The sequence below is a fragment of the Micromonospora siamensis genome (genome assembly GCF_900090305.1).
GTDB lineage: Bacteria > Actinomycetota > Actinomycetes > Mycobacteriales > Micromonosporaceae > Micromonospora > Micromonospora siamensis.
On the sequence record NZ_LT607751.1, the window covers coordinates 1,483,243 to 1,508,243 of the forward strand.

General features: G+C 72.8%; 21 protein-coding genes and 1 pseudogene. 15 read left to right on the forward strand and 7 right to left on the reverse strand.

From position 1 onward, the window contains the following. Window positions 1-15: 15 nt before the first annotated feature. Window positions 16-627 carry a TetR/AcrR family transcriptional regulator gene (locus tag GA0074704_RS06970; RefSeq protein ID WP_197697607.1) on the reverse strand — a complete coding sequence of 204 codons (612 nt, stop codon included), beginning with the start codon at window positions 625-627 and terminating at the stop codon, window positions 16-18. 98 nt (window positions 628-725) lie between these two features. Here GA0074704_RS06970 and GA0074704_RS06975 point away from each other — a divergent pair, with 98 nt between their 5' ends. The 9 genes from GA0074704_RS06975 to GA0074704_RS07015 all read left to right on the forward strand — a co-directional run bounded on the left by GA0074704_RS06975 (window position 726) and on the right by GA0074704_RS07015 (window position 10,986). Then, the gene (locus GA0074704_RS06975; protein WP_088969731.1) at window positions 726-1,730 is read left to right on the forward strand and encodes a hypothetical protein; all 1,005 of its coding nucleotides are present in this window, start codon (window positions 726-728) and stop codon (window positions 1,728-1,730) included. Window positions 1,731-1,786: 56 nt separating this feature from the next. Next, the gene (locus GA0074704_RS06980) at window positions 1,787-2,128 is read left to right on the forward strand and encodes a hypothetical protein (RefSeq protein ID WP_088973508.1); all 342 of its coding nucleotides are present in this window, start codon (window positions 1,787-1,789) and stop codon (window positions 2,126-2,128) included. A gap of 276 nt (window positions 2,129-2,404) precedes the next feature. After that, a complete protein-coding gene (locus GA0074704_RS06985; RefSeq protein ID WP_088969732.1) occupies window positions 2,405-3,475 on the forward strand; it encodes a BMP family lipoprotein in 1,071 nt (356 codons plus the stop codon). 157 nt (window positions 3,476-3,632) lie between these two features. Next, window positions 3,633-5,270, forward strand: a complete 1,638-nt coding sequence (locus GA0074704_RS06990) for an ABC transporter ATP-binding protein (protein ID WP_331716647.1) — start codon at window positions 3,633-3,635, stop codon at window positions 5,268-5,270. After that, window positions 5,267-6,622: an ABC transporter permease gene (locus GA0074704_RS06995; protein ID WP_088969733.1), complete on the forward strand. Its 1,356-nt coding sequence runs from the start codon at window positions 5,267-5,269 to the stop codon at window positions 6,620-6,622. Before GA0074704_RS06990 ends, GA0074704_RS06995 begins: the two co-directional genes overlap by 4 nt. Before the next feature lie 2 nt (window positions 6,623-6,624). Beyond that, a complete protein-coding gene (locus tag GA0074704_RS07000; protein WP_088969734.1) occupies window positions 6,625-7,905 on the forward strand; it encodes an ABC transporter permease in 1,281 nt (426 codons plus the stop codon). Between the two features lie 148 nt (window positions 7,906-8,053). Then, window positions 8,054-8,758 carry a cytidine deaminase gene (locus GA0074704_RS07005; protein ID WP_088969735.1) on the forward strand — a complete coding sequence of 235 codons (705 nt, stop codon included), beginning with the start codon at window positions 8,054-8,056 and terminating at the stop codon, window positions 8,756-8,758. Window positions 8,759-8,912: 154 nt separating this feature from the next. Continuing rightward, on the forward strand, window positions 8,913-10,193 hold the full coding sequence (locus GA0074704_RS07010; protein ID WP_088969736.1) for a thymidine phosphorylase: 1,281 nt from the start codon (window positions 8,913-8,915) through the stop codon (window positions 10,191-10,193). Between the two features lie 112 nt (window positions 10,194-10,305). Next, window positions 10,306-10,986, forward strand: a complete 681-nt coding sequence (locus GA0074704_RS07015; RefSeq protein ID WP_088969737.1) for a DUF4272 domain-containing protein — start codon at window positions 10,306-10,308, stop codon at window positions 10,984-10,986. Window positions 10,987-11,101: 115 nt separating this feature from the next. On the opposite strand, the gene GA0074704_RS07020 is transcribed toward GA0074704_RS07015, so the two are convergent. Both GA0074704_RS07020 and GA0074704_RS07025 read right to left on the reverse strand, forming a co-directional pair. Continuing rightward, window positions 11,102-11,968 carry a putative RNA methyltransferase gene (locus GA0074704_RS07020; protein WP_088969738.1) on the reverse strand — a complete coding sequence of 289 codons (867 nt, stop codon included), beginning with the start codon at window positions 11,966-11,968 and terminating at the stop codon, window positions 11,102-11,104. Between the two features lie 3 nt (window positions 11,969-11,971). Beyond that, a complete protein-coding gene (locus GA0074704_RS07025) occupies window positions 11,972-12,475 on the reverse strand; it encodes a MarR family winged helix-turn-helix transcriptional regulator (protein WP_088969739.1) in 504 nt (167 codons plus the stop codon). A 58-nt stretch (window positions 12,476-12,533) separates the two neighbouring features. Here GA0074704_RS07025 and GA0074704_RS07030 point away from each other — a divergent pair, with 58 nt between their 5' ends. Both GA0074704_RS07030 and GA0074704_RS07035 read left to right on the forward strand, forming a co-directional pair. Then, window positions 12,534-12,947 (forward strand): PPOX class F420-dependent oxidoreductase, encoded by a 414-nt coding sequence (locus GA0074704_RS07030; protein WP_088969740.1) that lies wholly within the window; start codon window positions 12,534-12,536, stop codon window positions 12,945-12,947. Between the two features lie 58 nt (window positions 12,948-13,005). Then, a complete protein-coding gene (locus GA0074704_RS07035; RefSeq protein WP_088969741.1) occupies window positions 13,006-14,082 on the forward strand; it encodes an adenosine deaminase in 1,077 nt (358 codons plus the stop codon). Here GA0074704_RS07035 and GA0074704_RS07040 read toward each other — a convergent pair whose 3' ends face one another. Next, the gene (locus GA0074704_RS07040; RefSeq protein ID WP_088969742.1) at window positions 14,083-14,688 is read right to left on the reverse strand and encodes a uridine kinase family protein; all 606 of its coding nucleotides are present in this window, start codon (window positions 14,686-14,688) and stop codon (window positions 14,083-14,085) included. It abuts the gene before it with no gap. A 193-nt stretch (window positions 14,689-14,881) separates the two neighbouring features. On the opposite strand from GA0074704_RS07040, the gene GA0074704_RS07045 reads away from it, so the two are divergent. From GA0074704_RS07045 to GA0074704_RS07060, 4 genes are all read left to right on the forward strand, one after another. Beyond that, window positions 14,882-18,424 carry a sensor histidine kinase gene (locus GA0074704_RS07045; protein WP_088969743.1) on the forward strand — a complete coding sequence of 1,181 codons (3,543 nt, stop codon included), beginning with the start codon at window positions 14,882-14,884 and terminating at the stop codon, window positions 18,422-18,424. Beyond that, complete coding sequence (locus GA0074704_RS07050) at window positions 18,421-18,825, forward strand: roadblock/LC7 domain-containing protein (RefSeq protein WP_088969744.1); 405 nt, start codon at window positions 18,421-18,423, stop codon at window positions 18,823-18,825. Before GA0074704_RS07045 ends, GA0074704_RS07050 begins: the two co-directional genes overlap by 4 nt. Window positions 18,826-18,924: 99 nt before the next feature. After that, window positions 18,925-19,302, forward strand: coding sequence for a DUF742 domain-containing protein (locus GA0074704_RS07055; RefSeq protein ID WP_088973509.1), 378 nt, complete (start codon window positions 18,925-18,927; stop codon window positions 19,300-19,302). A gap of 1 nt (window position 19,303) precedes the next feature. Further along, window positions 19,304-19,897: a GTP-binding protein gene (locus tag GA0074704_RS07060; RefSeq protein ID WP_088969745.1), complete on the forward strand. Its 594-nt coding sequence runs from the start codon at window positions 19,304-19,306 to the stop codon at window positions 19,895-19,897. Between the two features lie 102 nt (window positions 19,898-19,999). Here the strand turns inward: GA0074704_RS07060 and GA0074704_RS07065 are convergent, their stop codons facing one another. The 3 genes and pseudogenes from GA0074704_RS07065 to GA0074704_RS07075 all read right to left on the reverse strand — a co-directional run bounded on the left by GA0074704_RS07065 (window position 20,000) and on the right by GA0074704_RS07075 (window position 24,946). Then, on the reverse strand, window positions 20,000-21,223 hold the full coding sequence (locus GA0074704_RS07065) for an ABC transporter substrate-binding protein (protein ID WP_088969746.1): 1,224 nt from the start codon (window positions 21,221-21,223) through the stop codon (window positions 20,000-20,002). Window positions 21,224-21,354: 131 nt separating this feature from the next. Next, a pseudogene (locus tag GA0074704_RS29860) lies at window positions 21,355-22,335 on the reverse strand (hypothetical protein); the annotation flags it as partial. Between the two features lie 1,666 nt (window positions 22,336-24,001). Beyond that, window positions 24,002-24,946 carry a DNA primase gene (locus GA0074704_RS07075; protein WP_088969748.1) on the reverse strand — a complete coding sequence of 315 codons (945 nt, stop codon included), beginning with the start codon at window positions 24,944-24,946 and terminating at the stop codon, window positions 24,002-24,004. Window positions 24,947-25,001: the final 55 nt, after the last annotated feature.

The following is a 25,001-nucleotide window of genomic DNA, read 5'->3' on the forward strand; positions in this document are numbered from 1 at the left end:
CGGGCGGGGCCCTTCTCAGTGCGCTGCCCCGGCGACGGGCTGGCCGAGCAGGGTGCGGACGCCGGCCAGGTAGCTGGCCCGGTCGGGGCGGCCGGTGAGGATCCGCTGCATGAAGTAGCCGGGGACCAGGGCGAAGAGGGCGGCGCCGACGGCCTCCGGGTCGGCGGTCGGCGGCAGCTCGCCGGTCTGCTTCGCCCGGGTGGCCAGGTCGGTCCAGTGGTCGCGCAGCCGGGTGTACGTGTCGTCGACGAACGCCGCGAGCGTGCGGTCCCGTTGCGCCTCGCTCCAGACCTGCACGGCCAGCGGGAGCACGCCGTCCTCGCCCGTCTGGGTGTCGACGAAGGCCAGCGCCCGGTCGAGTGCCTCGACCAGCGGCAGCGGCGGGTCGTGGCGGGACAGTTCGGCGAAGACCTCGTCGGCGCCGCCGATCGCCGACCGGGCGATCTCGGTGATCAGGTCGTTCTTGCTGGGGAAGTAGCGGTAGACGGCGCCGACGGAGAGACCCGCCTCGGCGATCACGTCCTGCATCGAGGTGTGGTGGAAGCCGTCGCGCAGGAAGCAGCGCCGGGCGGCGTCGAGGATCTGCCGGCGGCGGGCCGCGAGGTGTTCGTCCGATACGCGTGGCACGACTCTCAGTGTAAAGCGAACGCTCGTTCGTTGACGGGAGCCGGTCGGGGATGCATGCTCAACTTAAAAGAACGAGCGTTCGTTTTAAGGAGGACGAGATGCCCGCATTCACCCGGACCCGACCCCCGCTCCTGCTGGCCACCCTGATCGCCGTCCTGGTGGTGGGCGTGCAGGCGCTGCTCGTACCCCTGTTCGCCGCACCCGCCGCCCACCTGGCGCCACGTGACCTGCCGGTCGCCGTGGCCGGGCCGCCGCCGGTCGTCGCGGAGCTGGCCGGCCGGCTGGCCGCCGCCCGGCCCGGCGCCTTCGCGGTGACCACGCTGCCCGACGCCGCGGCGGCCGACCGGGCGCTGCGGGACCGGGAGGTGTACGCCGCCTTCGTCGCCGGCCCGGACGGTGTCGCCCTGCACACCGCGCCGGCCGCCAGTCCCACCGTCGCCGCGCTGCTCACCGAGGCGGCCGGGCAGCTCGCCGGCGGCCGTCCGGTCCCGGTCACGGCGGTGGTCCCCGCCGACCCGGACGACCCGCGCGGCACCGGGTTCGCCGCCGGCTTCCTGCCCCTGGCGCTGACCGGCATGCTCGCCGGGGTGCTGCTCACCGTGCTGGTCACCGGCCGCGTGGCCCGGCTCGTCGGCCTGCTCGGGTACGCGGTCCTCGCCGCCGGGGTCGGCGCGGTCGTGCTGCACGACTGGCTCGGCGTCATCCCCGGGGACCGGCTGCGCGAGGCCGGTGTGATCGGGCTCTTCGCACTGGCCGCCGCCGGCACGGTGGCCGGTCTCGGCGCGCTGCTGCGTGGACCGGGCCTCGGCCTGGGCGCGCTGGTCGTCTTCCTGGTCGGCAACCCGCTCTCCGCGATCGCGGCCGCGCCCGAGCTGCTGCCCCAGCCGTGGGGCGCGGTGGGGCAGTGGCTGCCGGTCGGGGCCGGCGGCACGCTGCTGCGCTCGGCGGCCTTCTTCGACGGGGCCGGCGGCGGCCGTGCGCTGGCCGTGCTGGCCGGCTACGCGACGGTCGGGCTGCTGCTGGTCCTGCTGGCCGGCCACCGGGCGGTCCGGCCGGCCCCCGAGCCGGCGGTCGGGGACCGGCCGGCGGAGATCACGGTATGAACTCGGCCGGCCGGCCGCCTACTACAAAGCGTCGTTGATGGGGCAGGATGGCCTCCGTGGAAGCTCTTCGCCTGGTACTCCTCTACGTCCATCTGATCGGGTTCGCGCTCCTGCTCGGCGGCTCGATCGCCCAGTACGTCAGCGGCCGGCTGCGGATCAACGCGGCCATGCTCTGGGGCTCGGTGATCGGCCTGCTGACCGGTCTCGGCCTCGCCGCCCCGTTGCGGGACGGTGACGAGCCGGCCCCGGCCAAACTTGTTACCAAGTTGGTGTTCGCGCTGCTGATCTTCGTCATGGTCTTCTTCTCCCGGAAGCGGGAGTCGGTGGCCCGGGGCCACTTCCTCGCGATCATCGGGTTGACGCTGGTCAACGCGGCGGTGGCGGTGTTCTGGCGGTAACCCGCCGAACTGCGGAAACGGCCCGGTGAACCGGACGATCGCGACACTCCGCCTACCGGCCGGCACGCCGAAAAGTGATCTGCCCCACCCAAGGGTTACGTAGGGGTAACAGCCACTCAACAGTCGTGCACGATTGTCGGCCGGTGGGTGGGCGCGGGCGTACGCTCCCGTCCGTAACGTGGGACGCCGGCGGCGCAGCGCAGGCCGGCTCAAGGGCTGCCACCGCAACAGCGCGGTGTGCAATGGGAAGGAGACGTCTTGCGCACTGTGCGTGGGATGCGGATCGCCTCCGCTTTCGTAGCGGGTGGGCTCGTGCTGGGTGCCGCCGCCTGTGGTGAGGCCCCCGAGGACGACAACAACGCCGGTGGCAACGGCGGCAAGAAGTACAGCGCCTGCATGGTGACCGACGTCGGTGGCATCGACGACAAGTCCTTCAACACCTCCGCCTGGAAGGGCCTTCAGGAGGCGAAGAAGGAGAACGACAGCATCGACATCAAGAACGTCCAGTCGAAGGCCGAGGCGGACTACGAGGTCAACCTGAAGGGCTTCGTAGACCAGAAGTGCGACTTCATCCTGGCCGTCGGTGGCCTGATGCAGGACGCCACCAAGAAGGCCGCCGAGGCGAACAAGAACCAGCAGTTCGCCATCGTCGACGCGAACCCGGGTGTGGACAACGTCTACCCGATGCAGTTCGACACCGCGCAGGCCGCCTTCCAGGCCGGCTACCTGGCCGCCGGGATGAGCAAGACCGGCAAGGTCGGCACCTACGGTGGCCTGCCGATCCCGCCGGTGACCATCTTCATGGACGGTTTCGCCGACGGCGTGGCGTACTACAACAAGGCCAAGAGCAAGAACGTCCAGGTGCTCGGCTGGAACAAGGACACCCAGAAGGGTTCCTTCACCAACGACTTCGTCAAGCAGGACGAGGGCAAGAAGGTCTCCGACACCCTGGTCGCCCAGGGCGCGGACATCATCATGCCGGTCGCCGGCGGCGCGGGCCTCGGCACCACCTCCGCGGCGAAGGCCTCGGGTGGCAAGTACTCGGTCGTCTGGGTGGACGTCGACGGCTGCGAGAGCACCCCGGACTGCGCCGCCATCCTCACCACCGTGGTGAAGAACATCCCGGACGCCGTCAAGGAGGCCGTGCTGAAGGCCGCCAACGGTGAGAAGCTCCAGGCCAAGCCGGGCTTCGTCGGCGACCTGGCCAACAACGGCGTCTCGATCGCCCCGTACCACGACTTCGACAGCAAGGTCCCGGCGGACCTGAAGGCCGAGGTCGACAAGATCAAGGCGGACATCGCCGCCGGCACCATCACGGTCACCTCGAAGGCCCAGCCGACCAAGTGACCAACCCGCCCCCCTCCGGCAATGGGATCATCTCCGGAGGGCGGCGGAACCAGGTGTGACGATCCGGCCGCCTCGGCCATCGCGGGGAACACCCCGCGACGCCGGGGCGGCCGGTCCACCTTCATCCCCCTGACCCCCACCCGGCGCGGTGGTCGGCGTGGCAGCCGCTACGCTGCACCATCCGCTCGCACTCCAGGAGGTTGCGCTGAGACTCGAACTGCGCGGCATCACCAAGCGGTTCGGTGATCTGGTCGCCAACGACCACATCGACCTGACGGTGGAGCCTGGAGAGATCCACGCCCTGCTCGGCGAGAACGGCGCCGGCAAGTCGACCCTGATGAACGTGCTCTACGGGCTCTACCAGCCCGACGAGGGCGAGATCCTGGTCGACGGCACGCCGCTGAAGCTGAAGGGCCCGTCGGACGCGATCGCCGCCGGGATCGGCATGGTGCACCAGCACTTCATGCTGGTGCCGGTCTTCACCGTGGCCGAGAACGTGATGCTGGGTGCGGAACAGGTCAGGGGCGGCATCGCCGGCTTCCTCGACCGCCGGCGCGCCCGCCGCGAGGTCGCCGAGGTCTCCGAGCGGTACAACCTCCGGGTCGACCCGGACGCGGTGATCGAGGACCTGCCGGTCGGCATCCAGCAACGGGTGGAGATCGTCAAGGCCCTGACCCGCGACGTCGACCTGCTGATCCTCGACGAGCCCACGGCCGTGCTGACGCCGCAGGAGACCGAGGAACTGCTCACGGTCATGCGGTCGCTCAAGGCGGCCGGCAAGTCGATCGTCTTCATCACCCACAAGCTGGGCGAGGTCAAGGCGATCGCCGACCGGATCACGGTCATCCGGCGCGGAAAGACGGTCGGCACCGCCGAGCCGAGCGCCAGCCGCGACGAGCTGGCCGCGCTCATGGTGGGCCGCAGCGTCCGGCTGACCGTGGACAAGAAGCCCGCCCAGCCGGGCAAGCCGATCCTGGAGGTCGCCGGCCTGGTCGTCGACGACGACCGGGCGGTACGCGCGGTCGACGGCGTGGACCTGACCGTGCACGCCGGTGAGGTGCTCGGCGTCGCGGGCGTCCAGGGCAACGGGCAGACCGAACTGATCGAGGCGATCATGGGGCTGCGTCCGGTGCTCGCCGGCACCGTCAGCCTCGACGGCGAGACCGTGCACGGCTGGTCGACCAAGAAGGTGCTCCGGGCCGGCGTGGGCTACGTGCCCGAGGACCGCAGCGTCGACGGCGTGGTCAAGGAGTTCTCCGTCGCCGAGAACCTGGTGCTGGACATCTACGACCGGCCGCCGTTCGGCAAGGGCCTCTCGCTCAAGCCGGACGCCATCGCGAAGTCGGCGAAGGAGCGGGTCGAGCAGTTCGACATCCGTACCTCCTCGCCGGACGCGGCGGTCGGCACCCTCTCCGGCGGCAACCAGCAGAAGGTCATCGTGGCCCGGGAGCTGTCCCGCCCGCTGAAGCTGCTCATCGCCGCCCAGCCCACCCGTGGTGTCGACGTGGGCTCGATCGAGTTCATCCACAGCCGGGTCATCCGCGAGCGGGACACCGGCACCGCCGTCATGGTGGTCTCCAGCGAGTTGGACGAGGTCATCGGCCTGGCCGACCGGATCGCGGTGATGTACCGCGGTCGGGTCATCGGCATGGTCGGCCCGGACACCCCGCGCGAGGAGATCGGCCTGCTGATGGCCGGCATCACCCCGGACACCGCGACCACGACCGCCGACGCCGCCGGCACCCCCGGCGACGCGCCGGTCACCCAGGCCCCTGTCGAAGAGGACGAGGCATGAGCAAGCCGAACCCGGTGTCGGGCTCCCCGGACAAGGAGCCGGCGACCGAGGCGCAGGAGGCGCGCAGCGAGGCCCGGGCGACGCCGTCCGTGCCCGCCGGCGACACCGAGCGGGCGGTGCCCGCCACCGCGACGAAGCAGCCCGCCGGAGAGCCCCGCCCCACCCTGGGCCGGCTCTTCCTGGACAACCTCTGGGCGGCGAACACGGTCACCGTCACCGTGCTCGCCGTACTGCTGGCCATGCTGGTCGGCGCGGTGCTGATCATCGTCTCCGACCCGGAGGTGCTGGCCACCTACAGCTACATCACCGCCCGGCCGGCCGACGCGCTCAACGCGAGCTGGACCGTGGTCAGCGAGGCGTACGCCAACCTGTTCAAGGGCGCCATCTTCGACCCCGACGCGGTCGGCTTCACCGCCGCGATGGGTCCGATCTCGGAGACGCTCACCTACACCGCGCCGCTGGTCTTCACCGGTCTGGCGGTCGCGCTCGCCTTCCGCGGCGGCCTGTTCAACATCGGCGCCCAGGGCCAGGCCACCATCGGCGTCATCCTGGCCGCCGTGGCCGGCTTCGCGCTGCCGCTGCCGCCCGGTCTGCACCTGCTCGTCGCGCTGATCGCCGGCGCGCTCGGCGGCGCGCTCTGGGGCTTCGTGCCGGGCATCCTCAAGGCGCGTACCGGCGCCCACGAGGTGATCAACACGATCATGCTGAACTACGTGGCGGTCTACTTCCTGTCCTGGATCATCATCCAGAGCGGGGTGCAGAACCCGAACCGGTCGGACGCGATCAGCAAGCCGGTCGACTCCTCCGCCCAGCTGCCCCGACTGCTCGGCGACAACCTGCGGGTGCACGCCGGCATCCTGGTCGCGGTGCTGGCCACCTGGTTCATCGCCTGGCTGCTCAACCGCTCGACGCTCGGCTTCGAGCTGCGCGCGGTCGGCGAGAACCCGGACGCCGCCCGGACCGCCGGCATCAGCGTCACCAAGACGTACGTGCTGGTCATGGTGATCTCCGGTCTGCTGGCCGGACTGGGCGGCTCGAACATGGTGCTCGGCTCCACCGCGAACGCGCTGACCCCGCTGGTGATCGCGCAGATCGGCTTCGACGGCATCCTGGTCGCCCTGCTCGGCCGGGTGAAGCCCTGGGGCGTGCTGCTGGCCGCGCTGCTCTTCGGCGCGCTCCAGGCCGGCGGCAACCGGATGCAGTCGTACTCCGGGATCTCGCTGGAGCTGGTCACCGTGCTCCAGGCGCTCATCGTCATCTTCATCGCCGCGCCGGCCCTGGTGAAGGCGATCTTCCAGCTCCGGGCCGCCCGTGCGGCCCGGCTGCAGACGAGCCTCGCGAAGGGCTGGTGAGCATGTCCACCACCGCTGTCCCCGAGGTCGCCGTGACCACGGTCGACGAGGGTTTCTGGACGCGGGCCCGCAAGACCGGCGCCGTGCTGCTGGCGCTGGGCCTGCTCGCGACGGGGTTGTTCGGCGCGCTCGCCACCGGTGAGCAGGCCCGGTTCACGCTCAGCGAGACCGAGGGCGGGGCCGCCCTGGAGATCAACGGCACGGTCGGCGCGATCCTGTTCGGGATCATCGCCGCCGCGGCCGGCGCCGCCCTGCTGGCCGGGCTGCCGAAGCGCTGGTTCACGCTGGTGCTCGGCGTCGGGCTGGTCGCCTTCGTGCTGAGCTTCCTGTGCTGGCAGGTCTCCGCCGCCCCCGAGGGCCGCAACTTCATGCCGCTGGTCAACATCGTCCGGGGCACGTTCGTGCTGGCCCTGCCGCTGATCTTCGGCTCGCTGGCCGGGGTGCTCTGCGAGCGGTCCGGCGTGGTGAACGTGGCGATCGAGGGCCAGCTGCTGATGGGCGCCTTCTCCGGCGCGCTCTTCGGCAGCATCACCGGCAGCGTCTGGGTCGGCCTGGTGGCCGCCGCGATCGGCGGCGCGGTCATCTCCCTGCTGCTCGCCGTCTTCGCCATCCGGTACCTGGTCGACCAGGTGGTCATGGGCATCGTGCTCAACCTGCTGGCGGTCGGCGTCACCGGCTTCCTCTACGAGCGGCTGATGCAGACCGACGCGCAGAAGTACAACAGCGCGCCGCGCTTCTCCAACTGGGAGATCCCGCTGCTCTCCGACATCCCGCTGATCGGTCCGGCGCTGTTCCGGGGCAACATCTTCCTCTACCTCGGGCTGCTGCTGGTGCTGGTCATCCACATCGGGCTGTTCCGTACCCGGTGGGGCCTGCGGACCCGGTCGGTCGGCGAGCACCCCACCGCCGCCGACACGCTCGGCGTGAAGGTGCTCCGGCTGCGCTACCGCAACGTGATCATGGCCGGGCTGGTCGCCGGCGTCGGCGGCGCCTCGTACACGCTGGCGCTCTACTCGTTCACCAAGAACATGATCGGCGGTAAGGGCTTCATCGCCCTGGCCGCGCTGATCTTCGGCCGGTGGAGCCCGACCGGGGCGCTGCTCGCGGCGCTCTTCTTCGGCTTCGCCGACCAGCTCGCCACGTACCTCGGCGCGATCGGCAGCAGCATCCCGAGCCAGTTCCTGGCCATGCTGCCGTACCTCGCCACGATCCTCGCGGTGGCCGGACTGGTCGGCCGGGTCCGGGCGCCGGCCGCGGACGGCAAGCCGTACATCAAGGGCTGAATCCGGTGGCGCGCACCGTGCCCGGCGGGAACCTTCCCGCCGGGCATCGTGTTTCTCCGGAACGTCGGCGCAGGTGAGGGGCCTGAGTCGGGGACACCGGCCGGGACCCGGCCGAGGCGGACCGGGGTGAGTTGAGGAGAATGACGGAATGACCGAGATCGACTGGGAGCGCCTGCGGACCGCCGCCATCGACGCCATGCGGCACGCGTACGCGCCCTACTCCAAGTTCCCGGTCGGCGCGGCCGCCCTGGTCGACGACGGCCGGGTGGTGGTCGGCTGCAACGTGGAGAACGCCGGCTACGGGGTGACCCTCTGCGCCGAGTGCGGGGTGGTCTCCTCGCTGCACGCCACCGGCGGCGGCCGGCTCGTCGCGCTCTCCTGCGTCGACGCCACCGGCGAGCCGCTGATGCCCTGCGGCCGGTGCCGGCAACTGCTCTGGGAGAACGGCGGTCCGGAGTGCCTGGTCGAGGCCAAGGGCGGGCCGCTGCGGATGGCGGAGCTGCTGCCGCACGCCTTCGGGGTGGAGGACCTCGACGCCGTCGTCGGCGAGCACCCGGTGCCGGTGGTGCCGGACCGGCTGGCCGCCTGGCGGGGGCGCGGCACCGTCTTCGTGCACCCCGACCTCTCCGCCGGGCAGCAGGTCTGGACGGCCTACTGGGAGCGGTCCGCCGGCGACGACGCCGAGGCCGAGACCGGGGTGCTGGAGGAGGGGCCGAGCTGGGGTGACCCGGCGGAGGCGATCACCTGGGGGTTGGCGCGGACGCCGCGGGTCGTGGTGGTGGACGCGTCGGGCACGATCTTCTGGGCTGGTGAGGGTGAGCCTCCGTTGGAGATTCCGGTTCGTTGGTCTTGAGGTTGGGGGCTCGGGCCGACCGTCCCCGGCTCCGGGCGGTCAGGCTTGATCCCTCCGCCGGGGACGCTCGGCCCGAGCCCGTCGTGGTCAGCGCCCGTGGGTCGGTGCGGCCCGCGTCGATACTTGTATATAGCTATGGATGGGAAGCTCAGCGGTGAGTGCTTTTGCGGCGGTTGATGTCATTCGGGCGAAGCGGGACGGGGGGGTGCTGAGCGACGCGCAGATCGACTGGGTGGTCGACGCGTACACCCGGGGGCTGGTGGCCGACGAGCAGATGTCGGCGCTGGCCATGGCGATCCTGCTGCGCGGCATGACGGCGCCGGAGATCGCCCGGTGGACCGCCGCGATGATCGCCAGCGGGGAGCGGCTCGACCTGTCCCCGGTGACCCGGCCGACCGTCGACAAGCACTCCACCGGTGGCGTCGGTGACAAGATCACCCTGCCGTTGACCCCGCTGGTCGCCGCCTGCGGCGGCGCGGTGCCGCAGCTGTCCGGCCGGGGCCTCGGGCACACCGGCGGCACCCTGGACAAGCTGGAGTCCATCCCCGGCTGGCGGGCCGCGCTGAGCAACGACGAGTTCATCACCCAGCTCCGCGACGTCGGCGCCGTGATCTGCGCGGCCGGCGAGGGGCTCGCCCCCGCCGACCGCAAGCTGTACGCGCTGCGCGATGTCACCGGCACCGTCGAGGCCATCCCGCTGATCGCCAGCTCGATCATGAGTAAGAAGATCGCCGAGGGCACCGGCGCGCTGGTGCTGGACGTGAAGGTCGGCTCCGGCGCCTTCATGAAGAACGTCGACGACGCCCGCGAGCTGGCCCGCACCATGGTGGAGCTCGGCGGCGCGCACGGGGTGCGGACGGTCGCCCTGCTCACCGACATGTCCACGCCGCTCGGCCTGACCATCGGCAACGCCGTCGAGGTGACCGAGTCGGTGGAGGTGCTGGCCGGCGGCGGCCCCGCCGACGTGGTGGAGCTGACCCTCGCCCTGGCCCGGGAGATGCTGGACGCGGCGGGCCTGCCGGACGCCGACCCGGAGGCGGCGCTGCGCGACGGGCGGGCGATGGACGCCTGGCGGCGGATGATCCGCGCCCAGGGCGGCGACCCGGACGCCCCGATGCCCACCGCGCCCGAGGTCGAGGTGGTCCGCGCCGAGACCGACGGCTTCGTCGACTCGATCGACGCGTACGCCATGGGGGTGGCCGCGTGGCGGCTCGGCGCCGGGCGGGCCCGCAAGGAGGACCCGGTGAGCATCCCCGCCGGTGTGGTGCTGCACAAGCGCCCCGGCGACCCGGTACGCGCCGGCGACCCGCTGTACGAGCTGCGCGCCGAGCACGCCGGCCGGCTGCCGGCCGCGCTGGCCGAGGCGGCCCGGGCGGTCACCGTCGCGCCCGCCGCGGGGGAGCGTCGTCCGCTGGTCATCGAGCGGATCGGCTGAGCCGCCGCCGACGGCGGGGTGGGTGCCCACCGGACCCCGGTGGGCGCTATCCTCCCTGGCCAGGGGGGGACGACCGGCGATGAGCGACGTGAGCAGACAGGGGCCTTCAGCCGTGCTTGTACCCGCCCCCGACCCCCGGGCCGTCCGTGAGGCGAGCCTGGAGGAGCTGACCCAACTGGGGTTGCCGCTGCCGCCCAGCCAGTTCCCGCTGGTCTGGGAGCCCGGCGACGAGATCGAGTTGCGCCCGCTCCGGGAGATCGAGGCCCGGATCGCGGTGCTGCACCTGATCCTGGCCCGCTGTTTCGGGATGCCGCCGCAGGCGGCGATGAGCTGGCTGCTCAACTCGCACCTGGTGGAGATGGTCACCCCGCCGGAGTGGGAGTTCGTGATGGGCGGCAAGGGCGACCACCGCTCGTTCGTGCTGCACCACGACGCGCTCTTCTCGCTCTGCTGGGTGCTCGGGCTGACCAAGCAGCTCGACCCGACGGTGCCGGTGGACGAGCACCTGGTGGAGCGGATGCCGAACATCGCGGCGGGGGAGTCGTTCGCGCACTGGCGGTCCCGGATCCTGGCCGCGCCGCAGCACCCCGCCGACGTGGCGGCCCTGCTCGACCTGCACTACTGCCTGGACTGGGCCTACCTCGAGCTGGAGGAGGCCGGCCGGCCGGTGCCGGGGCTGGTCGACGCGAACGCCATCGGGCAGCGCCGGTGGGCCCTGGAGTGGGCGGTGATGCTGCGCGGGCCGTACCACGACGAGCCGCCGGGCTGGGAAGAGGTCGACCTTTCCACCTGAGCCCGGTCCGCCGGGGCTGGCCCCCGGGCGTGTCGCGCGCCCGGGCGTAACACGCTGACGACCGTGATACCTCACCGGTATTTTGATTCCTCTGAGGTATCACGGCGGGCGCCGGTCAGCTCCGGGGACGGGGCCGGTGCACGCCGAGGCGGACAGCCAGGGTGACGGTGACCGGCTCGGGGAGCGTGGCGATCCGCCCGGCGATCCGCTCCGGGTCGGCGTGCCACGCGCTAGGGCCCATCCCGACCAGGGTCGCCACCTCGGTGCGGGTCAGCGCCAGGCGGGTCCGGTGCGGCGTCGACGACTCCTCGACGAAGTGCGCGCCGAGGCTCTCCGCCACCCGGTCCGCCTTGTCCGGGTCGACCCGCAGCAGGTCCAGCGCGTCGACCAGTTCCCCGAGGTGCGCGATGTCCGGGGTGACCACCAGCAGGGCGCCGGCCGGGTCGAGCACCCGGCGGAACTCGGCGCCGTTGCGCGGGGCGAAGACGTTGAGCAGCACCGTGGCCGAGGCGTCGGCCAGCGGCAGGCGCTGCCAGGTGTCGGCGAGGGCCGCCGCGGCGCGGGGGTGGGCCCGGGCCGCCCGGCGTAGCGCGGGTTTGGACACGTCCAGTGCCAGGCCCACGGCGTCGGGCAGCGCCGCCAGCACCGCGGAGAGATACCAGCCGGTCCCGGCGCCGGCGTCGACCACCAGGGGGTACGCCGCGTCGGCCGCTCGCGCGTTCCGGTTCGCGGTGGCGGCCAGGGCGGTGGCCACCGGCTCGTAGTGCCCGGCGGCGAGGAAGTCGGCCCGGGCGGCCACCATCTCGGCGCTGTCCCCGATGTGCGGGGCCCGCCCGGCGAGCAGGTTGACGTACCCCTGGCGGGCGACGTCGAAGCTGTGCCGGCGCGGGCAGCGCAGCGCCCGGGCGGTGCCGGCGGTCGCCTCGGCCAGCGGTTCGCCGCAGACCGGGCAGCGCAGCCGGTCCAGGATGCGCGGGTCCACGGGTCAGCCCTCCTGGGTGGGATCGGTCGGTGCGGCGTCCGGCGGTCGGCGGGAGCCGGCCAGATGGTCGACGACCCGGTGGGTGAGGGTGCCGAGCGCCGTCACCTCCTCGGGGCTGAGCAGGTCGATCAGGTGCCGGCGGACGGCGGCGACGTGTCCGGGCGCGGCAGCCTCGATGGCCTGCCGGCCGGCGGGGGTGAGCACGACCACCGACCCACGGCCGTCGTCGGTGCACTCCTCGCGGGTGACCAGGCCGCGCTGCTGCATCCGGCCGAGGTGGTGGGAGAGCCGGCTGCGGGACCAGAGCATCCGGTCGGCCAGCTCGCTGAGCCGCAGCCGCTGGCCCGGGGTCTCGGAGAGGTCGGAGAGGACGTCGTAGTCGGGCTCGGAGAGCCCGGCGTCCTGCGCCAGCTCGCGCGCCAGTTCCAGGTCGAGCAGGCGGCGCATCCGGCGGTAGCCGCGCCAGGCCCGCTCCTCCCGCTCGTCCAGCCAGCGCGGTTCGGTCACGCCGCCGATGCTAGTCGATTGTTGACATGTCACTCACACGCGCCCTACGGTCGGTGACATGTCAACCAGATTGTGGGAGCTGTTCGGGGACCGCGGGCGCGGGGTGCTGGTCACCCTGCGCCGGGACGGCGGGCCGCAGCTGTCGAACCTCGACTACCTGGCCGAGCCCGGCCTGATCCGCTGCTCCACCACCGGCGACCGGGCCAAGGTGCGCAACCTGCGCCGCGACCCCCGCGCCAGCTTCCACGTGACCACCCCCGACGGTGGGGCGTACGCGGTGGCGGAGGGGACCGCGACCGTCGGCCCGGCCGCGACGTCCCCGGACGACCCGGCCGTCGAGGAGCTGGTCGAGGTCTACCGCCGGATCCGCGGCGAGCACCCCGACTGGGTCGACTACCGGGCGGCCATGGTCGCCGACGGACGGCTGGTCCTGCGGCTCACCGTCGACCGGGTCTACGGCTGGCGCCCCTGACCACGTCACCCCGGCGGGCCCGTCACCGGGCGACCGACCGGCTGACTAGTGTCTGAGCATGGTCGCAATCCGATACGAGGACATCGTCAAGGTCCCGAAGGCGCTGCTGCACGATCACCTCGACGGCGGACTGCGCCCGGCGACGATCGTCGAGCTGGCCGCGGAGGTCGGCCACGAGTTGCCCACCACCGACCCGGAGGCGCTGGGCCGCTGGTTCGTCGAGGCCGCCGACTCCGGTTCGCTGGAGCGCTACCTGGAGACCTTCGCGCACACCGTCGCGGTGATGCAGACCGCCGACGCGCTGCGCCGGGTCGCCCGCGAGTGCGCGCTGGACCTGGCCGCCGACGGGGTGGTCTACGCCGAGGTGCGGTTCGCCCCCGAACAGCACCTGGAGCGGGACCTCACCCTCGACCAGGTGGTCGAGGCGGTGCTGGCCGGCTTCGTCGAGGGCAGCGAGCAGGCCGCCGCGCAGGGGCACCGGATCCGGGTCGGGACCCTGCTCACCGCGATGCGGCACGCCGCCCGGTCGCAGGAGATCGCCGAGCTGGCCGTGCGGCACCGCGACGAGGGCGTCGTCGGATTCGACATCGCCGGCGCCGAGGCCGGCTTCCCGCCCACCCGGCACCTGGACGCCTTCGAATACCTGCAACGCGAGAACTTCCACTTCACCATCCACGCCGGCGAGGCGTTCGGGCTGCCGTCGATCTGGCAGGCCATCCAGTGGTGCGGCGCCGACCGGCTCGGCCACGGCGTACGCATCGTCGACGACATCACCCCCGGCGAGCCGCCGGTGCTCGGCCGGCTGGCCGCGTACGTGCGGGACAAGCGGATCCCGCTGGAGCTCTGCCCGTCGTCGAACGTGCAGACCGGGGCCGCCCCCTCCATCGCCGAGCACCCGATCGGGCTGCTGCGTGACCTTCGTTTCAGGGTGACGGTGAACACCGACAACCGGCTGATGAGCGGCACCTCGATGTCGCGGGAGATGGCGCTGCTGGTGGAGGCCTTCGGCTACGGCTGGAAGGAGCTCCAGTGGTTCACCATCAACGCCATGAAGAGCGCCTTCATCCCGTTCGACGAGCGGCTGCGGATCATCGACGAGGTGATCAAGCCGGCGTACGCGAAGCTGCTGGACTGATCAGTGCTGGTGCGGGTGGCCGGACAGCAGGTCGGCCACCCGCCGGAGCACCTCCCGGGCCCGGGCCGCCTCGGCGCCCAGCCCGGTCTGCCGGCGCAGCACCGCCGGCTCCTCCCGCAGCAGCGCCACGCCGCGGCGCAACAGCACCCGGGGCGCCTTGCGCTGCTCGGCCAGATCCCGCGCCAGCCGACGCAGGAAGGTCGCCCCACGCGGGCGGCGCAGCGCGTACGCCCCGGCGAGCAGGCCCTGGCGGCGGCACTCCTCGACGATCTCCGCGGCGAAAATCCCTTCGGCCACGAAAATCGGCGATCCGGCTACGTCGAATGGCCGACTGGCCACCCGACGGTCCGCGCCGATCGCATAAACCGGCACATCGGCCTTGCCGTGCCGGGCCAGCCGGGCGATCGTTTCCACCGCCGCGTCGGCGTCCCAGGACAGCGGTGATTCCCAGTCCACGAGGCCATCGCGGCGCGGCAACGTAGGGTCGTCACCGTTCTTGTAGAAGTCGTCCAGGCAGAGCACCGGAAGTCCGGTTCGCTGCGCGATGTACGACTTTCCGGAGCCGGAAGGACCGGCCAGGAGGACGACGCGGTGCGGGTGTTCCATGACTTTCGGTGACTCCGGCCAGACGGATTGCGAGCAAATTGCAGCAACATCTCATCACACCCGGAGCGAGGGCCAACCTGGGCTTTCTTCTTGCGGGGCGGCGTGATGGAATGCCGGGGGTCCGACCCGCCGGGTCGGTCGCTGGGCGTTGCCCGGGGCAACGCACGGAAGTTGTGATCGCGAGGGCGGTGACGTGAGCAAACGGCCGAAGACGGCGGGCTCCTTCCTGTCGCGTCTGCGCCGGCCGGCCGGTCGGCTTCGCGACATGCCGATCTGGTCCAAGCTCGGTCTCATCATGATCGTGCCGACCATCGCCACGGTCGTCGTGGGTACCAGTGGTCTGGTCGACCACCTGGACACCCTCAACAACGCCAACCGTGCCGGTGACCTGGCCAACCTCGTGGGTTACTCCGGGGATCTGGTCAACAGCCTCCAGGACGAGCGCACCGCCGCCGTCCTGCTGCTCGGCGCCGAGAAGAGCACCCAGGCCGAGGAGCAGTACCGCGGGGCGTACAACCGGGTGAACCAGCGGGTCGACCAGGCCAAGACGCCGTACTCCCAGCAGCGCCTGGAGATCGAGGACCTGCCGGCGAGCTTCGAGGCGCTCCTCGGCGACATCGACGAGAGCCTCAAGGACCTCCCCGGCATCCGCAGCCAGGTCTACAACGGCCGGATTCCGCTGACCGGGACGGTGCAGAAGTACGAGGGTCTGATCAACGACCTGCTCGACCTCCGCGACTCGGCCACCCAGCTCGCCGGTGACAACGACCTGAGCGAGCGGATGCGCGCCGCCGCGGCGACCGCCCGGGCGAAGGAATACCTCTCCCTGCGCCGGGTCGTGGTGCACCGGGCGCTGATCCAGAAGGCGTTCACCGACACGCTGCGCAAGGACTACATCGCCACCGACACCGGTCAGCAGCAGGCCCTGCAGAGCTTCCGCGCGGTCGCCAACGACTCGGAAATGGACTTCTTCCAGCAGAACGTCGCCGGCTCCGACCAGCGCGAGGCCGACAACTACAGCGGCTGGGTCGATGCCAACACCACCGAGAGCATGGTGGGCGCACCCTTCGGGCCGGACCAGTGGGACGCCGCCATGGTGGCCAACTCCCGGCTGTACCGCACCGTCGAGGCGAAGCTCGACAGTGACGTGGTCCGGGACGCCGACGCCCTCCGCTCGGACGTGCAGCGCCAGGTCTTCCTGGAGACCGGCCTGCTGCTCAGCATGCTGCTGCTGGCGATCCTCTTCGCCTACCTGGTCGCCCGCTCGATGGCCAGGTCGCTGCGCGACCTGCGCCAGGGCGCGCTCTCCATCGCCCAGTTCGGGCTGCCACAGGCGGTGGCCCGGCTGCGCGACCCGCAGCTGGCCAGCCAGCACTCGCCGGCCCAGCTGGCGAACCAGATCGCCGAGCCGCTGCCGGTCCGCAGCAAGGACGAGTTCGGCCAGGTGACCGAGGCGTTCAACGCCGTCCACCTGGAGGCCGTCCGGACCGCTGCCGAGCAGGCCGCCCTGCGGTCGTCGGTCGCCACGATGTTCGTCAACCTGGCGCGCCGGTCGCAGATCCTCGTCGACCGGTTGATCGGCCACCTCGACCGGCTGGAGCGCGGCGAGGAGGACCCGGACCGGCTGGCCGAGCTCTTCCAGCTCGACCACCTGGCCACCCGGATGCGCCGCAACGACGAGAACCTGCTCGTGCTCGCCGGCGCCGACTCCACCCGCGTGCAGCGCGAACCGGCCGCCCTGATCGACGTGCTGCGGGCCGCGCAGTCCGAGGTCGAGCACTACACCCGGATCGAGTTCGGCTCGATCGACCGGGACATCGAGGTGGCCGCCCACGCGGTCAACGACCTCGTGCACCTGGTCGCCGAGCTGTTCGACAACGCCACCGCCTTCTCCCCGCCGGACTCGCAGGTCATGGTGGAGGCCCGGCGGATCGGTGACCGCGCCACCCTCTACGTCGAGGACCGGGGCATCGGCATCAGCGCCGAGCAGCTCCACGACCTCAACGATCGGCTGGCCACTCCGCCCCAGGTGGACGTGGCGGTCTCCCGGATGATGGGTCTGGTCGTGGTCGCCCGGCTGGCCTCCCGGCACGGCGTCAAGGTGGAGCTGCGGCCGGGCGTGGACCGCGGCACGGTGGCCGAGGTCGGCCTCCCCGGCTCGGTGCTGGTGCCCCGCGCCCTCGCCGGCCGGGGCCAGCCCGGTGCGCTCCCGGCGGGCAACCCCGCCGCCCCGCAGCAGTCCGGTCCGGCCCCGACCTTCGGCGCGCTGCCGGCCCTGGGCAACCTGCCGGCCAACCCCGGCACCTCGCCCTCGGGCAACCAGCTCACGCTCGGCGGCCGGCCGTTCGAGCCCGCCCCGCGCAACGGCACGCCGGCCGCGGCCGGGCCGCTGCCAGCCTGGTCGGACCTGACCGGGGCCAGCAGCACCAACGGCAGCGACGCGTTCCGGCCGCGCTCGACCAACGGCCAGCCGATCGACCCGCTGCCGCATCGCCGCTCCGACGGCGATCCGGCCGTCACGGGGCAGCAGCCGACCATCCCGCGGCAGCTGCCGAGCAGCCCGGAGGCGCGCCCGTACACTCCGCCGCCGGTCTCCGCGCCGCCGCTGCCCCCGGTGTCGTCCCCGCCGGTCTCCGGCGTGCCGACCTCGGGTCAGCCGTTGCCGAGCCGTCCGGTGTCCGGCGTGCCGACCTCCGGCCTGCCGTCGCCGAGTCGCCCGGTCTCCGCGGCGCCGGAGCAGAGCCAGCCGCTGCCCACCCGGCCGGTGTCGGCCGCGCCGGCCGCCGATGCGCCGCAGGTCGGTGCGATGCCGTCCCGTCCGGTCACCGGCACCCCGGCCACGCCCGCCCCGCCGGTCTGGCCGCCGGTCGCCACCCCGGAGCGCGAGACCGCCGCGCCGCCGGTGCCCGAACGGCTCTCGGCGTCGCTCGACATGACCTCGGAGCTGCCACGGGTCTCCCGCCCGGAGACCCCGGCCCCGTCGCCGGCCGCCGGCCGCCCGCCGGTGGCCGCGTCGCCCGCCCCGGCCGCCGCCCGACCGGCCCCGCCGCAGCAGGGCCCCAACCGCCAGCGGTACGCGGACGAGACGATGGAGCTGCCGATATTCCGGGAGCTCGAGTCGGCCTGGTTCCGGACCCGTCGACCGGGCCCGGATGAGGCGGCTCAGGCCGCACCGGCCGCCGGTGGCAACGGCGCCCCGACCCAGCAGTTCGCCGCGGTCGACGCCACCGGCCGCGTCGCCCAGAACACCGCCCCCGGTACGACGACAGGTAACCCACCGATGGCAAACACGCCGATCGCCGGCGGAACCCCGCGGGCGAGCGGCCCGGTCAACGGCGGCGCCCGACCCGGCCTCGCCGAGAGCCTGCCGAACCGCCGTACGGCGACGCCGCCGCCCGGTGGCTGGCAGACCGCCGCCGACGACGGGTGGAAGGCGGCCTCGGCGGCCAGTGAGGTTCCGGTCGCCGAGACCACGCAGAAGGGTCTGCCGAAGCGGAAGCCGATGGCGCAGCTGGTGCCCGGCGCCGTGGAGAAGCCGACCACCTCGGTGCAGCGGCGGACGCCCGAGGCCGTTCGCGGCCTGCTGTCGGCCTACCATCGAGGCGTGCAGCGTGGCCGTACCCACCCGTCGGACGGCAATTCGACCACCCCGGAGGGGACTCCGGGTGGGCAGCAGTCCTCGCAGTCTGGCTCAGGCCCGGTGGCCGGGAGCGGGCAGAAGGAGCAACAACGATGACAACCACTCAGGATCTCGGTTGGCTGCTCGCCAACTTCGCTGACCGGGTACCCGGTGTCGCCCACGCGGTCGCCGTCTCCGCGGACGGCCTGCTCCTGGCGTCGTCGCGGGACCTGCCGCGGGACCGGGCCGACCAGCTGGCGGCCATCGCGTCCGGCTTGGTCAGCCTGACCCAGGGGGCCGCCCGTTGCTTCGAGGGTGGCGCGGTGCTGCAGACCGTGGTCGAGATGGACAACGGCTTCCTGTTCCTGATGTCCATCTCGGACGGCTCCTCGTTCGCCGTACTGGCCGCGCGCAGCTGTGACGTCGGCCAGGTCGGGTACGAGATGGCCCTGCTGGTCGACCGGGTGGGTGAGGCCCTCACGCCGCAGCCCCGCACGGCCGTCGGGATGATGGGCTGAACATCGCGCTGACCCTCCGGTCAGGCGGAGCAACAACGACACAACGACGGGTTTCACCGGTGCGAACCGGCACGGGGTACGAAGGAGGTGAGCGGCGACATGGCCGATCGTGACGAACCGACCGGAGCGTTGGTCCGTCCATACGCCGTGACCCGCGGTCGTACCCGTCCCCGGCTCGACATCGCGCTGGAGGCGCTCGTCGAGACGACGGTGCGCGGTCGGGCCGCAGCCAGTGGCAATGGCGGGCAGGGCCGTGAGCACCAGTACATCGCCGCGCTGTGTGACGGACGTGTGCAGTCGCTAGCCGAGATCGCGGCGCGGATGCAGCTTCCGCTCGGCGTGGCCCGGGTGCTCATCGCCGACATGGCGACGGATGGCCTGGTCGCGGTCCACGAGCCGACCATTCTGGACGACTCGGATGACGCGGTGGGCACTGAACTGCTGGAGAGGGTGCTGAGTGGACTTCGCAGGCTCTGACATGTCGCACCGCCCGCCGACCCCGAGCGGGCGAGTGACGTCGGCGAAGATCGTTATCGCCGGTGGTTTCGGCGTCGGTAAGACGACGCTGGTCGGCTCGGTCTCGGAGATCACACCGCTGACCACCGAGGCCATCATGACCTCCGCCGGCGTGGGCGTCGACGACACCCGGCAGGTGCCGGGCAAGACGACGACCACGGTGGCGATGGACTTCGGCCGTATCTCGATCGACCGGGACCTGATCCTGTACCTGTTCGGTACGCCCGGTCAGACGCGGTTCTGGTTCATGTGGGACGAGCTGGTCCGTGGCGCCATCGGCGCCGTGGTGCTGGTCGACACCCGCCGGTTGGCCGACTGCTTCGCGGCGATCGACTTCTTCGAGCACCGGCGGCTGCCGTACCTGGTGGCCATCAACTGCTTCGACGGGATGCAGTACCACGACCCGCAGGACGTCCGGGAGGCGCTCGCCATCTCCAGTGACGTCCCGGTGGTGGCCTGCGACGCGCGTAACCGGGAGTCGACCAAGCACGTGCTGATCTCGCTTGTCGAGTACGTGCTGACCATGCGGCGTTCCCGCGCCGTCGCGCCCGCCTGAGCTGACGACGTACGCGCCCGGCACCGGTTCCGACCGGTGCCGGGCGCGTGGTGCATCCGGCGTCCGGTGTGGCGGGAGCGGCCGTCCACACCGGAGGGGGACTCAGGAGACCCGGGTCCACTCCCCATGGCTGACCTGGTAGACACCCAGCGAACCCCGCTCCAGGCCGCTGTGACGGCTGGGGGAGAAGGTGTACGCGCCGGCCATGCCCTCGGACACCTGGGTACGCAGGAACGCCCGGATCCGTCCGTGGTCCACCGTGCCCGACGCCCGGGCCGCGTCGGTGACCAGGGTGAGGGCGTCGGAGGCGTACGGGGCGAAGCCGCTGAAGCCTCCGTACAGCTGGATGTAGCGGAACACGAAGTCCCGCCGGGCCAGCGCGGCGTTGGTGGTGTTGGTGAGGGTGGACCCGCCGAGCGAGATCGGGTGGATGGCGTAGGCCCCCTCGACGGAGCTGAGGTTGCGCTCCTGGAGGGTGTCCTCGTTGACCGCTGCCGGGTCGAAGTAGAGCGGTCCACGGTAGCCCACGATCCGCAGCGCCCGGGCCGCCTCTCCGGTGTCCGGCGGGTGCGTCCACACCACGACGGCCTTCGGCCCCCGGTCGGCGAGCTCGCGCAGCACGGGCCGGAAGTTATCCCCGGTCCGCGGCAGCCGGACGACCCGGGCCAGGTCCACGCCCGCCGCCTCGGTCGCCCGTTTCATCGCCGCCACCCCCGCGTCGCCGTGCAGCCCGTGCCCGGCGACCAGCACCACCCGGCGGTGCTCCCTGGTCACGAGCAGCTGGACGAGACGCGCGGCGACGTCCTGGGAGTCCGGGGTGACCTTGTAGACGTACGTCCGCTCGGCCAGCGGCAGCACGATCCCGTCGCCGTACGCCAGGGAGATGAACGGGATCCGGATCTCCTGGGCCTGGGCGATGATGCCCAACGACGTCTCGGCGAGGGTGCCGCCGATCAGGGCGTGCACGTTGTCCTTCAGCGCCAGCTCGCGCGCCTGTCGGGCGGCCGTACGCGGGTCGCTGGCGTTGTCGCGCAGCACCACCCGGATCTTGCGGCGCATGTTGCCGACCTGCACGCCCTCGACGTTGAGCTCGTCGGCGGTGATCCGCAGGGCCCGCTCCTGGAGCACGCCGAGCGCCGCGCCGGGGCCGCTCAGTTCCAGGCTGGCGCCGACCACGATTTCCCGGCTGTCCTGGGCCCGGCTGCCGCTCGTACCCGGCGCACCCTGGTCGTTCCGCCCGCAGCCGCTCAGCAGCAGGCCGCCGGCCGTGGCGGTGAGCAGACCCCGGCGGGTCAGCGTGGACGGATGAATTGCCGGTGTCGCCATCGCAGTCGCCTTCCCACCCCGGCGTCCTGCCGCCGGCTGTTCCGCCGGGTATGCTCCCGGCCGTCCTCACCCGGCGTCAACTTCTCCGGGTGTGGGTAGGAACACGCAGGTGGGAGGCGGTTACTCGGCGGTCAGGAGCGGTAACCGGCGGAGCGGTACTCGTACTCCCGATCGTCGTCGCGGTCGCCGGTGTCGCGGCTGAAGTCCCATCCGCCGGCGGCCTCGCGGCCCGGGCGGCCGCCGACGGCGAACCCCCCGATCTCCTGTCCCCGCCGCCAGCCGCGGAAGTAGCCGGTGGTGTTCTCGGCGAGGCTCGCCGCGTCCCGGACGATCCGCAGCGGACGCTCGTCGCGCAGCGGGGAACCCGGCACCAGGTTGGCCTGCGGCACCCGCTTGGGCAGCCCGGCGTCGGTGGAGGCGCTGATCTCGGGTTGGGCGGCCTTCTCGGCGGCCTGCCATCCGGTGTCGGCGGTGGTCGACCAGTCCAGGTCGGTCTCGTCGGTGTGCCCGACGAACCAGGCGGACTTGGCCGCGGCGAAGATCAGCAGGTCGCCGTCGCCGTCGTCGGCGACCGGCGGGGGCCGGAACTCGGTCGGCGCCGGTCGGTGCTCCAGCGGCCCGCGGGTGGTGACCGGCGGTGTCCCCAGTCCGGCGTCGCCGCGGCCCAGGTCACCGCGGCCGGCGTCACCGCGGCCGAGGTCGCCACGGGCGGTCTCACGGCGGCCCAGGTCACCGCGGCCGGCGTCACCGCGGCCGAGGTCGCCACGGGCGGTCTCACGGCGGCCGAGGTCGCCACGGCCGGCGTCACCGCGGCCCAGGTCACCGCGGCCGAGGTCGCCACGGGCGGTGTCGGCCCGGCTGGGGAGGCCACGACCGAGGTCGTCCCGGCCGGTGTCGGCGCGGCCGGGCTGCGTACGGTCCACGAGCCGCAGCGGCGGGGTCTCCAGGCGCGGGTCGGTGGCCGGGCCCGAGCCTTCGCGCAGGGCGCGGTCGGCCAGCGGCGGCGGCTCCACCAGCCGCAGCATCGGCGGCTCCTGCGGCAGGTCGTCGGCGAGCCACGGCGGGGTCACCCGGTTGCGGCTGGCACCCGGGTCGGTGGGCGCGTCGACCTTGCGCTCGCCGCGGTCCCGGTAGGAGTATCCGGCCTGGTCCTCGGCAGCCGTGTCGGCCAGCTCGTCACCGGTGTTGACCAGCGGCCAGTTGGCCCGCGAGCCCGGCGCGGCCGCGGGCTCCTGGCCGGGACGCGGGGTGGGCACCGGAACGCTCAGGTCCGTGACGCTGAACCCGCCGGTCGGCGGCTCGTCCGGAGTGGTCTTGGGACGCGGCGGGATGACCGTCCGCTGCCGCTCGGCGCGAGCGCTGTTGATCGCGGCGGTGGTCAGCGTCGGGCGGAACGGCTCACCGGCCTCGGCCGGCGGCACCTTGCCACGCTGGGCGGGCGCCATCGGGGTGATGCCCGGCGGCGGGGGCGGCGGCGCGGAGACCGGCCGGTTGGCCGGAACCTCCAACCGGCGCGCGGCCGGGGCGACGGGCTCGCCGCGCGACGGCGGGGCGGAGATGGGGGCACCCGGGCCGGCGGCCGGCGACACCGGGGTGACCGGCGCGGGGGCCACCGGAGGCGGGGACACCGGCGCCGGCGCGACCGGGGGCGGGCCGAGCGGACGGGGAGCGGTCGGCATCCCGGCGCCGGAGACCGGCTCCGGACGGCTGCGTCGACCACCCGACGGCGCCGGCTGCGGCTCGCCGCCGCCGCGCAGGGCGCGCAGCCCGCTGCCGGTGGCGCCCAGCGCGGCCAGGTCGCCGACCGGGTCGCCGCGCCGGGCGGCGGCCCGTCGGCCCGGGGCCGGGGCGACCCGCTCGTCGAGCGCACCGACCAGGGCCTCGCAGCCCGCGTCGCAGGCCCGGACGGAGGCGACCGCCTGCCGGACGGTCTCGGCGACGGCGGATGTGAGGGAACGGTTCACGGTGGCCCGGCGAGGGGTCTCGGAGACGGCCACCCGCAGGGCGGTCACCGCGTCGCCGATCTCGCCCACGTCGGCGACCCCGTCGGCGGCCAGGTGGGCCACCACGGCGTCGGCGGCGGACTCCCGCCCGGGGCCGAGCATGCCGGGCTCGGGCAGCGCGTCGAGCACGGCCAGCGTCACCGGGTCGGCCGGGTCCGGGTAGGCCCGCAGCGCGGCCGGGTAGAGCTCGCGGAGCACCTCGCGCAGGGCGACGGCGGCGGAGTGCCGGCCGCTGGAGAGTGCGGCGTGCGCCGAGAGCACCTGCTTGTAGCCGGCCAGGTCGCGCGGCGCCGGGAGGGTCACCGCGGAGAGGGCACCGGCCTGGAGGGCGCGGGCCAGGCCCACGGCCCGGCGCTCGGCCGGCGGGGACTGCATCTCCTCCAGGGAGTCGTCGTCGGCGAAGCGCTCGGCGAAGTCGTCCACCAGGTCGTCGTCGGCGATGGCCAGCGGCCGGCCGGCCGCGCTGAGCAGCGCGGTGACCGTGTGGTCGTCGCTGTCCGCGGCGATCGCCGCACCGCTCGGCCCGCCCGACCGTTCCACGAGCAGGGCGACCAGCCGGGCGTAACCCGCCGCGTCGTCGCCGATCTCGCAGACATGAAGCAGACGGCCTGCGTCGTCGACCACAGCTGACGTCAGCGCCGATCCGGCCGAGGCCGGTCGGTCGGCCGGATCCGCCGAGGCCAGACCGCAGTACACGCGCACGAGCGCCACGGCGTCGTCCTCCTCCCGGGACACAAGGCTTTCTCTGCCAGGAACTGATGCTCCCCGGTGCGGGTCAGTCGCGCCAGTCCACGACGGCAGAGATCTTGCCGACAATGGTGCGCCAACCCAGACTCGCGGTTTGTGCCCCGATTTTCTTCAACCGTCGGCGGCCCATGAAACCACCGATTCCGCCGTTGACAGAGGCCCGCAGTGCCTCGTCCAGGTCGTCCAGGCTGGAGCCGGCGGAGAGCATGTCGAGCACGGCCGGTAGCCGCATCGCGTACGCCAGGTCACGGGCGACCTCGCCGGCCTCGATCAGGAGCGTGGGATCCCACGTGTCGTGGCCGCCGCGCAGGTTCTCCACCACGAGGTCCAGCTCGTAGGTGTCCTCGTCGAGCGGGGCGATGTCGGCGGGTTCCACCCGTTCGGACAATTCATTCCAGCTGTCCAGCTGGGACAGATCGTTGGGCGCACCGGAACGGATGAAACTGACCAGGGACTCGGGGGTCTTGAACAACAGCAGGCGGCCCCGGTGGCTCAGGAAGGCCGGGACCTCCTCGTCGCCCGCCTCGTCCTCGTCGGACTCGTCGTCCTCGTTCTCGTCCTCGTCGTCGGTGCGGCCGGACTCGCGCTTCTCGTCCTCGACCTCCGCGAACTCGGCGGCGAACTCCTCGTCGAGGATCACCACCTCGTCCTCGTCCTCGGCCTCCGCCGCCTGGCGGCGGGCGAGGAACGGGTCGTCCTCGTCGCGCTCGGCCACGTCCGTCGGGGTCAGCTCCCGCGCCGGCCGGTACGCCCGCAGCGTGAAGCCGGTGCCGGCGGGCAGGGCGATCTCGACCGGGTCGATCCGCAGCTCGTCCCAGAGTGGGGAGCGGTCCCGGTGCGCGGCCTCGGACGTCGCGTCGGCGACGTCGGGCTCGACCGTCCCCTCGGTCTCGTCGAGCTCGGGCTCGTCGGCGTCGGGCCGTTGGGGCGACTGGCGGGCCACGCTGACCTCCGTGTGCGTCGGGTTGCCCACTCGCCGACACCTCCGGCCGCCGAGTGACTCTGCGCACATACCCTAGTGGTCGGCT